The sequence below is a fragment of the Sphingosinicella terrae genome (assembly GCF_003347635.1).
GTDB lineage: Bacteria > Pseudomonadota > Alphaproteobacteria > Sphingomonadales > Sphingomonadaceae > Allosphingosinicella > Allosphingosinicella terrae.
In genome coordinates this window covers 73,401-85,868 of the sequence record NZ_QDFY01000008.1, presented here as the reverse complement: position 1 = coordinate 85,868, position 12,468 = coordinate 73,401, and the positions used below count along the sequence as shown (strand labels likewise).

Genomic DNA, 12,468 nt, shown 5'->3' with positions numbered 1-12,468 from the left:
TCGCGACGCGGCTCCGGCGCCGACGCGCGCGGGATGTAGACGAATTCGGTGCTCATCTCGCCCGCCGACAGCCGCACGGTCGAAACACCATGCCCGCCCATGTCGACGAACTCCAGGTGCGGCGCGAGATCGTGGTTCGACAGCGAAGGTGATAGACGTCTGCCGCATGGACCAGCACGCGATATTCCAGGGGTACGCAGCCGATTCACACGCGCTGGTGCCTCTTTTCGAGGCGCTGCGAAGCGAGGAGGTTCTCGCCCCCGTGCTGGATCTTGTCCCGTCGACGCCGGCCAAGACGCTGGACGTTGGGGCGGGCACGGGGCGCGATGCAGCGTGGCTGGCGAAGCGGAGGCATCGCGTGCTCGCCGTCGAGCCGGTGAGCGAACTTCGACAAGCCGGGCGAGCCCTCCATGACGAGAACAACATCGAATGGCTCGACGATACTTTGCCGTTCCTGGGGCGAACCAAGGCACGTGGCGAGACGTTCGATCTAATCCTGTGCATCGCGGTGTGGCAGCATCTTCCCGAAGAACAGCACGAGCCTGCACTCGCCAACCTTTCATCCTTGGCTTCACGCGGGGGCCGGGTGATACTCTCCGTCCGACACGGCCCTGGGTCTCCGAACCGTGCCTGCTTCCCGGCCGACACGGGCCATCTCGTTGCTGCCGCGAAGGACAATCGCCTCGACCTGTTGGCACGGCGGCGATCAGGCTCTGTTCAACCCCGGAACCAGCGCGCCGGTGTCGTTTGGGACTGGCTCTGCTTCGACCGCCGCTCTGAATGACCGCAATGGTCCGTTTTCGGCGCACCCGCTTCCGACCGATTGCCGACATTCCACCGCGAAAGCCCAGCGCCCGCACCGGTCAGCCGATTACGGCCCAGTGAACCAAGCCCTCAGCCAGCGGCCGGCAGCCTGAAACTGCTGCCGAAGCGGCTTGCAACCCTACAAGCTTCGGCTAGACGGCCGCCGTGGCCAAAAGGAAATTCCAGAATGGCGTTGGACGAGAGTTGGGAACTTAACGAGCGCGGTCAGGTGAAAATTGCCGCGCTCATGGGTTATTCGATGGCGACCATGCCTGAGGGAGGGCTCGTCCGGCTCGAATATGCCGAGACGCTCGAGGATATCGACAAACGCACGTCGTCAGGCCTGCAGCTTCATATCACCGCACCCCAAGCACGCGAAATTGGCGAGGCGCTGCGGCGCCTGGCCGACACGCTCGACGGACAGGAGCAGGGGACCCGGCGCTAGGTCGCGCAGCCCGGGGTGTGCCCGCGATGCAGTGGGTGTCCGGTGCCAGCTTGCTCGCCAGAGAGTGGCAAGCAGGACGGTTTGTGGTGGCGATCCTGTCGAGTTCATTCCCGGGCGAAGCGGGTCCCATCCCGACGACTACCGCTGCATTGCGTAAGCGGAGACCTGATCGCGCGACTTCCGCTTTGCACCCTTTGCGGCTGTCTCAGGGCAAACACGGGGTTGGAAGCCGACGGTCCTATCGCTGCCATTCGCCTCGAAGCAAGGCGGGCCGCTTTCGGCCTGTCTCGGCCCTTGATCCCGGTTCAGAGCGTCCTCAGCGCAAGCGCCGCCCCTCCGCGTCCCAAACCTCCACCGCGCCCAGCTCGAGCGCCCTGATCCCCGCCTCGACCTGGCTGAGGTCGCCGACCACCACCCACACCAGTGCCTCCGGCCGGATCATCTCCCTTGCCGTCGCGCCGATCGTCTCGGGCCTGAGCGCCTCGTAGCGCTCCGGGAGGCCGGCGAGATAGTCGTAGGGCCGCTCGAACCGGTCGATATGCTGGAGATAGCCGACCAGGGCGCTGTTGGTCTCGAGCTGGCCGGGCAGGGCCAGGATCCGCCCGCGGCGGACGAGGTCGAGCTCCTGGGCCGTCGCCGGCCTCTCGCCGCGCAAGCCGTCTATCTCCCGCCTGATCTCGACGAGGGCGTCGGCGGTGCGGTCGGTCTGGACGCTGGTGGCGACGCCGAACATCTGCGGCCCGCGCGCGTCGGCGACGAAGCTGCTCGCGCCATAGGTCCAGCCCTTGTCCTCGCGCAGGTTCATGTTGAGCCGCGAGGTGAAGTTGCCGCCCAGCACCTCGTTCATCGCGCCGATCTCGAAATCGCGCGGATCGAGCCCCGAGGGCATGACGTGGCCCACGCGGATGACCGACTGGATCGACCCTGGCCGGTCGACCAGGATGACGCGGCGGCCCGGTGCCGGCTCGAGCGGCGCCACATTCTTCGGCGGCTGCGGCCGCGCCGGCGGGGTCCAGTCGCCCAGCGCCCGGTCGAGCGCAGCGACGAGCGTGTCGAGATCGACGTCGCCCGAGGCGTAGAGGATCGCATTGTCGGGCCGGATCCAGCTTTCGTGGAAGATCTCGGCGTCCTCGCGCGAATAGCCGCGCAGCGTCTCCGCCCGCCCGGCGAGCGCGGTGCCATAGGCATGGTCGGCGCCGAAGACGAGATGGGAGAAGGTGCGCTGCGCGATCGATGCCGGGTCGGCGAGCGACTGGGTGAGCGAGGCCAAGGCAAGCCCGCGCTCGCGCTCCAGATCCTCGGGCCGGAAGCCGGGATTGCGGATATAGTCCGCCCACAAGGCGATCGATTCCGGCAGGGTCCGGGCCAGCGCCGACAGAGCGAAGCTGGTGGTGTCGGAATCGCCGTAGCCGTGCATGCGTGCGCCCAGCGCCGCCTGGCGCTCGGCGAATTGCTGGCCGGTCAGCGTGCTCGTGCCGTCGTCCATCAGCCCCACCGTGAAGCCGGCGAGGCCGCGCCGGCCGGCCGGGTCGGCGGCGGAGCCGGCGTCGAAGGTCATTGCCAGGTCCACTGTCGGCACGCCCGTCCGCCGGGCGAAGCGGACGCGCAGGCCGTTGGAGAGGCGTGCTTCCTCGATCGCCGGGAGGGTGAGGCCGGGCGAGTCCGCCATATCGGGGAGCCGGCTGCGGTCGGCGGTGTCGGGCGTGACCGAATGATTGCCGTGCGGGAGCACGGTCAGGCGGTAGGAGCCGCGCCGCAGCCATTCGGCGCCGGCGGTGCGGACCTCGGCGGCCGTCACGGCCGCGAAGCGGCGCTCGTCGGCGGCGAAGCGGCCGGGATCGCCGGCGAACAGGGCGCCGTCGGAAAGCGCCATCGCCCGCACGTAGATCGATTCCATGGAGCGGACCATGTCGGCGTAGGAGGCCATCTTGGCCCGCTCGAGCTCGGCCTCGGTCGGGCCCTCGGCGAGGAACTCGGCCAGCGCCGTGTCGATCGCCGCTTCGGCGGCAGCCGGGTCGACCCCGTCGCGAAGCTTGGCGTCGACGGTGAAGACGCCGGCGACGGCGTAGCTCTCGTAATTGGCGGAAACCTCGCTCGCGATCTGGAGGTCGTGGACCAGCCGCTGGTAGAGCCGCGAGGTCCGGCCCCAGCCGAGCACGCGCGCCATCATCCTAAGGGCCGGCGCCTCCGCCGTGCCGCGGCCCGGCACCGCCCAGCTGCGCGAAACCGCGGCCTGCGGCACGTCGTCGATCATCGTCTCGCGCCGTTCCTCGCGAAGCTCCGGCACCCACCGGGTGACGCGGCTCGTCGGCGGGCCGGCCGGGATCGATCCGAAATAGCGGGTGACGAGCTGCCGCGCCTGCTCGACGCTGACGTCGCCGGCCAGGGTGACGACGGCATTGGCCGCGCCATAATATTGGCCGAACCAGGCCCGCACGTCCTCGATCGAGGCGCGGTCGAGATCCTCCATCGATCCGATCACCGGGTGGCGATAGGGATGCCCCTGCGGGAACAGGCCCGCCATCCGCATCTGCGGCATCAGCGCATAAGGCTGGTTCTCCCAGGTCCTCTTCTCGTTCTGGACGACGCCGCGCTGCTCGTCGAGCTTGGCCTGCGTGACGGCGCCGAGCAGATGACCCATCCGGTCGGATTCGAGGAAAAGGACGCGCTCCAGCCCGCCGGTCGGCACCACCTCGTAATAGAAGGTCAGGTCGTTGGAGGTCGCGCCGTTGACCGCCGAGGCGCCGATCTCCTGGAGCGGCGGGAAATATTCGGCGTCATGATGCTCGGATCCGTTGAACATCAGATGCTCGAACAAGTGGGCGAAGCCGGACCGGCCTTCCGGCTCGTTCATCGAGCCGACATGGTACCAGACGCTGACCGCCACCTTCGGCACGCTGTGATCCTCGTGGACGACGACGCGAAGCCCGTTGGGCAAGGTGAACTGCTCGAACGGCACCAGCGCCTCGTCATCGGCGGCAAAGGCCGGGGACGCGGCGAAGCTCATCGCGGTGGCCGCGAGCAGAATTGTCAGGCGCTTCATGTGAGTATTCCTTGCGAGGGGAGGGGGCGGCGGCCGCCGGCTCAGAAAGTGGCCGAAAGGCCGATCTTGAACCGCCGGCCGCCCAGATAGGTGGCGCGGGTGAAGAAGCGCAGGTCGTCGCCGAACGTCTCCTCGACGTCGGGGTCCGCGGTGCCGTTGAGCAGATCGGACGCCTCGACATAGAGGCGAAGCCGCCCGAAGCTCGGCCGCAGATAATATTCGGCGCGGAAGTCCAGCGTCTGGACTCCCTCCTGGTACAGGCTGAGGCCGCGCGGCTCGAACCGGCCCAGCGAGCGCGACTGGAAGCCGTAGGCGAGCGTCGCATCGATGCCGTACTTGTTGTAGGTCAGCGCCACCGTCCCCGAATGGCGCGGCTGCAGCGCGAAGGGGACGGAGCGGAACTCGAATATCTCGCCGCCGCCCGCGGCCCAGCTGTAGCGCTCCGTGCGCGAGCTCTCGGTGAAGGTGTAATTGGCATAGATGCCGAGGCCGCTGAGCGCGCCGGGCAGGAAGGTGAACTGGCGCTCGAGCTGGGCCTCGATGCCCCAGATCCAGGCCTGCTCGTCGCTGTTGATCGGGCTGCGCCCGGTGATGAAGGCGCTGCTCGGATTGGCCGGGTCGAAATAAGGCGGGCCCTGGAAATAGGGATGGTCGGGCAGCACGACATGCTCGAGATTGACCGGCCCGTTGACGGAGGTGGACTGGAGCAGATTGTCGATCAGCTTGTAGAAGCCGCTCACCTTCATCAGGCCGATCCGGTCGTGATAATGCTCGACGCTGAGGTCGAAATTGTGGGTCGTCGCCGGCCGCAGATCGGGATTGCCGGTGACGATCTCCAGGATCGGCTTGACGCCCTCCGGGCCGGGAATGGGGAAATTGATGAAGCTGATCCGGGTCTGGGTCGAAAGCAGGCCGATCGCCGGCCGCGCCACCGACATGTAATAGCCGCCCCGAAAGATCAGATTGTCGCTCTCGCGATAGTTGAACAGGATCCGCGGCAGGATCTCGGTCACCGTGGCTTCCTGCGTCACCAACTCGGTGAAGGCGTTCTGGAAGATGAGGTCGACTCCGATGCCGCCGCCATTCTCCGGCAGGATCGGGCCGATATAGGTCGGGAAAATGAGGTTGTCGGCGCGCAGCCGCACCCGGTTGACGCGGGCGCCGCCGATGATCTCGAGCTTGCCGAACTCGAGGCGGGACTGGACGTAGCCGGCGATCGTCTCCTCGCGCGTGCGCTGGTTGCCCTGGTCGGGATGGGGGACGATCGGGGTCAGCGTCAGTCCGCCGGTGCCGAGATAGGATTCGAGATTGTCGACGAACTCGCCGATCTGGTCCTCGCCGATGACGGCAAAGCCGGGCACGGCGATGCCGATCCGGGTGAGGTCGGAGGGCACGAAATCGAAGCCCAGGGCGCCCACCGGCGTGCCGCCGCCGAGCTGGGATCGGACGAGGTCGCTGCGGAACTCGGTGCGCTCGTAATAGAGGCCCGCCTCGATATAGCTCAGCGGGCCAGCGCCGACGTCCCAGCGGGCGCTGAGGCTCGCCGTGTAGCGGTCATTCTCGCCGGTCGTCAGGTCGATCTGGCCGCTGGCATTCTCGATGACGAACTGGCTCGGATCGTTGACGAAGTCCCAGCCGGCCTGGCTGAGCAGGGGCAGCGGAATGCCGTTGCCCGATCGCGTGCCGAAAGGCGAGATGATGAAGCCGGCGGTCGGGTCCGTCGCCTCCGGCAGGAAATAGCCGGGGAGGGCGTCGCGGTCCGGCGATCGAAGCTCGAGCCCGAATTGCCGGGGATGGCGCTCGGTGCCGCGGGCATAGCCGAGGACGTAATTGAATTCGAACCGGCCGACATTGGTGCGGCCGTTGAAGCTCAGATTGTCGGTGACGATTCGGACATCCCGGTCGTAGAAATATTGCTGCTGGCGGCGCAGCGCGGCATTGCCCGGGGTGAGATCGAGCCCGAGCTCGGCGCCGTCCGGCCCGCCGGGCCGGTCGGTATATTCGATCAGCGCGTCGAACGTGTCGGTCAGCGAGAAGGTCGTCCGCTCCGTCTCGGAATGGAGGAAGTCGAGCTTGAGGTTGGTGTGGTCGGCCACCTGCCACTCGCCCGACAAGGTGAGCGCGAGCGTCTGCTGCTCGACATGGTTGAAGCTGGTCTCCAGCCGCGTCGGATAAGCCTCGGCCGCGTCCGGAAAGAAGGGGAAGGTGAGCAGCGGATCGACGTCCTCGAGCGAGTCGGAGGTCGGCAGCCCGTCGGCGTCGAGCGGCAGATAGCGCCCGTAGCGAAGAACGCTGTTGTAGGAGATCGTGCGCGCGCTGTTCTCGCGATACTGGACGGAGGCGCTGAGGCCGATATTCTGGTCGGCGCCGAACGTGCCGGCGATCGTGCCGGAGACCAGGAAGTCGTCGCTGAACCCGTTGGTGCCGCGGCCGCCCTCGATCTGGACGTTCGCATAGCGGCGCGGCCGCTGGAGCGGCGACAGCGTCTCGATTTCGACCAGGCCGCCGGTGCCGGCGCTGTCCTGGCTCGGCAGCAGGGTCTTGTGGATGGTGATACGGCTCACCGAATCGGCGAGCAGGTTGCTGAGGTCGGCCGATCGGCCGACGCCGTTGCCCACCGGCAGGTTGAGCCCGTTCAATTTGACCGCGTTCATGTCCGGCTCGAGGCCGCGGACGACGATATTGGTGCCGTCCCCGGTCAGCGCGTCGCGCTGGAACGATACGCCGGGCGCGCGGCGCAGCGCATCGGAGAAGGTGGTGCCGGTGAAGTTGCCGAGATCGTCGGCCGAGATGACGTCGGCGCTGTTCTCCGCAGTGCGCTGGAGGTTCAACGCGTTGGCGCGGGCGCTGAGCGAGCCGTAGACGATGATTGCGTCGCCGCCGCCGGTCGCGCCGAGCGCGAGCTCGGTCTCGGCCGCCCCGCCGGCGGGCACCGTCACATTCTGGGTGGCCGGCGGGTAGCCGATGAAGGAGACGGTCAGTGTATAGTCGCCCGGCGGCAGCGCCGGGAAGCGAAAAGCCCCTTCGTCGTCGACGCTGGTCGTGTCCCCGGTCTCCTCGATCCGCACCAGAGCGCCGGCGAAGTTGCGCCCGCCCTCGGCCGCGGTCAGCCGCCCGGCGATCGATCCGGAAGGGCCGGCGCCGCCGGTCCCGCTCGCCGGTTCGGCCGAGGGGCCGCCGCCATCGCCGCCGACGACGACGTAGGAGCCGCCGTCGGTGACGCGAAGGGTCAGGCCCGAGCCGCGCAGCAAAAGCCGATAAGCGCCGGCGGCGTCGTAGCTGCCGCGAAGCGCCGGCGCGGGGCGACCGCGGACGAGGCTGTCGGAGAAGACGATGTTGGACTGGGTCCGGGACGCCACAGCCCGAAGCGATTCGGCCAGTGGCTGCTCAGGCAGGTTGAACTCATAGCTCGCCTGCGCCTGCGCGGCGGCGGGAACCGACATCGCGGCGACGGCCGCCGATGCGAAGAGCGCTAATCTGATGTCCATGCCATGCCCCCCTTGGCCGTCGTTCATGCGGCCTTCATCTTGTTAGACGCCGGTCGAGGGGAAATCCGACACGGGTCCGACACGAAAATGTCACGGGCGTATGCGGCCGCTACTGCCGTCTCTCCCCTCCCTGCACGCAGGCAGGGGCCGGGGGTGAGTGCGCAAACGGAGACGCACTGCCGGCGGAGACAGACCCACCCCTAACCCCTCCCTGCGTGCAGGCAGGGGAAAGCGATGGCCCTACCTTCCGATCCGCAGCTCCCCGTCGCGCTGCTCTATGCTCAGCCCATGCAAAGTCGCCACCGCCTGCGCGAATTCGCCGCTGTCGTTGGTCGCGAACACGCCCGAGACACGCAGCGACGCCACCCGCGGATCGGCGATGACGATGGTCGGTCCGCCGTAGCGGTTCACCTCGGCCACGGCGTCGGCGAGCGATGCGTCGTCGAAGACCGCCTGGCCGCGGCGCCAGGCGGTGGCCGCCTCAATCGACGGCCGGTCGATCCCGGCGAAACGCTCATTCTCGGCCCTCAGTCGCTCGCCCGGCGCCAGGACGACCGGAGCGGCGCGCGCGGCCGCCGGCTCCGCACCCTCGACGGCAACCCGGCCCTCGATGAGCACCACGGCGACCTCACTGCCGTCGCGGCGGACGATGAAGCTGGTGCCAAGCGCGCGCACCTGCTTGCCGCCCGCTTCGACGATGAAGGGCCGGCTCCGGTCGGGGGCGACTTCGAACATGGCCTCGCCATGGTCGAGCCGCACCCGTCGCTCGCTGCCCTCGTAGCGCACGCTCAGCGACGTGTCGGTGTTGAGCGAGATCCTCGATCCGTCCTCGAGCGTCGCCATCTCCTGCTCGCCGCGGCTGGTCGAATAGTGTCCGGCGCGGCCGGCCAGCAGCCACAGGCTGGATCCGGCCGCGAGGATCAGCAGCAGCGACGCGGCAAGCGCGAGCACCGCGCCGCGGATGCGGGGTGCGCGCCGCTCGTGCGCCCGAGCCGGCGCTTCGCCCGCGGCGATGGCGGCGCCGGGGACCAGCCCCCAGATCTCGGTGGCGCGTTCGAAGGCGTCGCGATTGTCGGCGCTGGAATCCAGCCACGCCCGCAGCGCGGCCTCGGTGGTCCCGTCGCGGCTCTCCGAGTTGAGGCGTGCGATCCAGGCGGCCGCATCCGCGTCGGCCAGGCGGCGGGGGGAGGGGGCGCGGCTCACCATCCCTCCATCCATTCCATCAGTCGCAGGGTCGCACGGGCGACCTGCTTCTCGACCGCCGAGACGGAGAGGCCCTCCGCCTCGGCAATCTCCTTGTAGCTCAGATTCTCGAGCCGGCGCTTGAGCAGGATGTTCCGTGTCCGCTCCGGCAGCTGGGCGATGCCCTCGGCTGCGCGCCGCAGCCGCGCCCGCTGCTCCAGGACATGGGCCGCATCCGGCGAGCAATCGGCGATGGCGTGGATGTCGTTCGCCTCGACGAAGGGCGCGCGGGCGCGCCGCCGGGCGCGGTCGACGGCGAGATTGACGGCGGCGGTCACCAGCAGGGCCTCCTTCGATCGCGCCGGATGCGATCGTTCATATCGCTCGATCCTGAGGAAGGCTTCCTGGACCAGCTCGTCCGCATCCTCCTCGGACGCACCGCGCCGGAGCAGCAGGCGGCGGGCCTTGGACAGCATCTGGGCAAGCCCCGGCGTCGCCATTCACGTCTCCCTCACCCCTTAGACGCGCCAAGGCCCCGAACCGGACAAGGCGATGGTCCGGACATTCTGGGCTCTCCGGGCATGAGGGTCAGACCGCTTCTTCGCGCTGATACGCGACGGCTGCGCCGAGCAGCCCGGTCTCCTCGTGCAGCACCAGCTTCACCGGCATCGCCTCCATCCGCCGGCGATAGCGGCCCTTGGCGATGAACCGGCCGCCGAAGAGCCTTGTCCTGAGATGGCCCGCCATCCGCCGCGACAGTCCGCTGCTGATCACCACCGCATTCGATCCGTGGGCGAGGGCGAGGTCGCCCGCGGCCGAACCGAACGCCTTGACCAGCCGCTCGAGCGCGTCGCGGGCGGCGGGATCGTTGCCGGCCAGCGCCGCCGTCCAGAGCGGGATGTCGTCCTCGTAGCTTCGCCCGCCCAGCGCCTGGTAGACGTCGAGCAGGCCAGGCCCGGAAACGACGCGCTCGATGGAGCAGCGTCCGTAGCGGAGCCGCAGCTCATGCTCGATCCGCTCCTCCTCCTCGTCGAGCGGGGCGAAGCCCATATGCGCGCCTTCCGTCTCGAGGATGTGGATATGGCCGCCGCGCCGCATGATCATGGCGACGCCGAGCCCGGTTCCCGGGCCGATCACCGTCGTCACTCCCTCGCCTGGAAGCGGCCCTTCGGGACCGAGCAGATGCGCCATGTCATTCTCGGGAAGGACGCTGACGCCATGCGCCATCGCGCCGAAATCGTTGAGCAGCAGCATCCGGTCGAGGCCGAGCTCGCCGGCGATGCTGCGCCGGTCGATCACCCAGGCGCTGTTGGCGAAGCGCAACAGGTCCTCGCCCAGCCCGGTCGCGACGGCGATCGCCGCCGCCTTGGGCGGGGCGCGGCCGAGATCGCGCTCGAACTGCTCCCAGGCGGACGGGAGGCCGTCATGGGCCTCGGCCGGATATTTGTGGATGTCGCCGATCCGCGGACATTCGCCCGGGCGCAGCTCGGCGATGGCGAAGCGGGCATTGGTCCCGCCGATGTCCGCCGTGACGATCTGCATGCCGCTCACCCGACCTGGCGGTTGCGCCGGCCGGCGATCAGATCGTCGACCAGCGAGGGATCGGCGAGCGTGGAGGTGTCGCCGAGCGAGCCATAATCGTTCTCCGCGATCTTGCGCAGGATCCGGCGCATGATCTTGCCCGACCGGGTCTTGGGCAGCGCCGGCGTGAAATGGATATGGTCGGGGCTGGCGATCGGGCCGATCTCGCGCCGAACGTGCTGGCGCAATTCGGTCTCCAGCGCCTCGCTCGGCTCATGACCGACGATCAGGGTGACGTAGCAATAGATGCCCTGACCCTTGATATCGTGCGGGTAGCCGACGACGGCCGCCTCGGCGACGGCGTCGTGGCTGACCAGCGCCGACTCGATCTCGGCGGTGCCGAGCCGGTGGCCCGAGATATTGAGCACGTCGTCGACCCGGCCCGTGATCCAGTAATAGCCGTCCTCGTCGCGGCGGCAGCCGTCGCCGGTGAAATACTTGCCGCGATAATGGCTGAAATAGGTCTGCACGAACCTTTCATGGTCGCCATAGACCGAGCGCATCTGCCCCGGCCAGGAGCGGGCGATGCACAGATTGCCCGACGTCGCGCCGGTGAGCTCGCCGCCATCGGCGTCGACGAGCTCCGGCACGATCCCGAAGAAGGGCCGACCGGCCGAGCCCGGCTTCATGTCATGGGCGCCGGGCAGTGTGGTGATCATGATGCCGCCGGTCTCGGTCTGCCACCATGTGTCGACCACCGGGCACCTCTCCTCGCCGACCGTCCGCCAGTACCAGAGCCATGCTTCGGGGTTGATCGGCTCGCCGACCGATCCGAGCAGCCGGAGCGACGAGCGGTCGTGCTTGCGCACCGGCGCCTCGCCCTCCCGCATCAGCGCTCGGATCGCCGTCGGCGCGGTGTAGAAGATGTTGACCCGGTGCCGCTCGACGACCTCCCAGAAACGGCTGTTGTCGGGATGGTTGGGAACGCCTTCGAACATCAGGCTGGTCGCGCCGTTGGCGAGCGGGCCATAGACGACATAGGAGTGCCCGGTGACCCAGCCGACGTCGGCGGTGCACCAGAAGATCTCGCCCGGCCGATAGTCGAAGACGTAATGGAAGGTGGCGGCGGTCCAGACGGCATAGCCGCCGGTGGTGTGGAGCACGCCCTTGGGCTTGCCGGTGGATCCCGACGTGTAGAGGATGAACAGGGGATCCTCGGCGTTCATCGCCTCGCACGGGCAGCTGTCCGGCACCGTCTCGCCGATCTCGTCATACCAATGGTCGCGCCCGGCCTGCATCTCGATATCGTTGCCGAGGTGGCGCACGACGATGACGGCATCGACCTCGGCGCCCCTGGACAGGGCCGCGTCGACATTCGCCTTGAGCGGGATCGTCTTGCCGGCGCGCCGGCCGCCGTCGGCGCAGATGACGAAGCGGCTGGCGCAATCCTCGATCCGCCCGTGCAGCGCGTCCGGCGAGAAGCCGCCGAAGACGACGCTGTGAACCGCGCCGATGCGGGCGCAGGCGAGCATCGCCACCGCCGCCTCCGGGATCATCGGCATGTAGAGGGTGACGCGGTCGCCCTTGCCCGCGCCGAGCGCCTTCAGGCAATTCGCCATGCGCACGACCTCGGCATAGAGCTCGCCATAAGTGAGCGTGCGCACATGGCCGGGGGCGTCGCCTTCCCAGACGATGGCGGTCTCGCCCGACCGCGCCTCGAGATGGCGGTCGACGCAATTGTGGCAGAGGTTGAGGATCCCGTCCTCATACCATCTGATGTCGACCGGATCGAACGACCAGTTGGAAATGCGGGTCGGCGGCTTCACCCAGTCGATCCGCTCCGCCTGCTCCGCCCAGAAACCGTCCGGATCCTCAAGCGAGCGGCGGTACATCGCCGCATATTGCTCGGACGTGCAGTGGGTGCCGGAGACCGCGCTCGGCGGCGGCGGGATGCGTTCGACCATCTATCCTCTACGCCTCTTCTG

The 12,468-nt window shown here is 68.5% G+C and carries 8 protein-coding genes; 2 read left to right on the top strand and 6 right to left on the bottom strand.

Annotation, left to right across the window (positions count from 1 at the left end):
- Positions 1 to 166 precede the first annotated feature (166 nt).
- Both DDE10_RS15950 and DDE10_RS15945 read left to right on the top strand, forming a co-directional pair.
- Positions 167 to 784 carry a class I SAM-dependent methyltransferase gene (locus DDE10_RS15950; RefSeq protein ID WP_162806667.1) on the top strand — a complete coding sequence of 206 codons (618 nt, stop codon included), beginning with the start codon at positions 167 to 169 and terminating at the stop codon, positions 782 to 784.
- A 207-nt stretch (positions 785 to 991) separates the two neighbouring features.
- A complete protein-coding gene (locus DDE10_RS15945) occupies positions 992 to 1,249 on the top strand; it encodes a hypothetical protein (protein ID WP_114953780.1) in 258 nt (85 codons plus the stop codon).
- 316 nt (positions 1,250 to 1,565) lie between these two features.
- On the opposite strand, the gene DDE10_RS15940 is transcribed toward DDE10_RS15945, so the two are convergent.
- The 6 genes from DDE10_RS15940 to acs form a co-directional block, all read right to left on the bottom strand.
- A complete protein-coding gene (locus tag DDE10_RS15940; protein WP_114953779.1) occupies positions 1,566 to 4,292 on the bottom strand; it encodes a M16 family metallopeptidase in 2,727 nt (908 codons plus the stop codon).
- A 41-nt stretch (positions 4,293 to 4,333) separates the two neighbouring features.
- The gene (locus DDE10_RS15935) at positions 4,334 to 7,780 is read right to left on the bottom strand and encodes a TonB-dependent receptor (protein ID WP_162806666.1); all 3,447 of its coding nucleotides are present in this window, start codon (positions 7,778 to 7,780) and stop codon (positions 4,334 to 4,336) included.
- Between the two features lie 240 nt (positions 7,781 to 8,020).
- Positions 8,021 to 8,983 carry a FecR family protein gene (locus tag DDE10_RS15930; RefSeq protein ID WP_162806665.1) on the bottom strand — a complete coding sequence of 321 codons (963 nt, stop codon included), beginning with the start codon at positions 8,981 to 8,983 and terminating at the stop codon, positions 8,021 to 8,023.
- Complete coding sequence (locus DDE10_RS15925) at positions 8,980 to 9,462, bottom strand: RNA polymerase sigma factor (RefSeq protein WP_114953776.1); 483 nt, start codon at positions 9,460 to 9,462, stop codon at positions 8,980 to 8,982. The genes DDE10_RS15930 and DDE10_RS15925 overlap by 4 nt, the downstream gene beginning before the upstream one ends.
- Positions 9,463 to 9,550: 88 nt before the next feature.
- Positions 9,551 to 10,504: a glucokinase gene (locus DDE10_RS15920; protein ID WP_114953775.1), complete on the bottom strand. Its 954-nt coding sequence runs from the start codon at positions 10,502 to 10,504 to the stop codon at positions 9,551 to 9,553.
- 5 nt (positions 10,505 to 10,509) lie between these two features.
- On the bottom strand, positions 10,510 to 12,447 hold the full coding sequence (gene acs / locus DDE10_RS15915) for an acetate--CoA ligase (protein ID WP_114953774.1): 1,938 nt from the start codon (positions 12,445 to 12,447) through the stop codon (positions 10,510 to 10,512).
- Positions 12,448 to 12,468 lie beyond the last annotated feature (21 nt).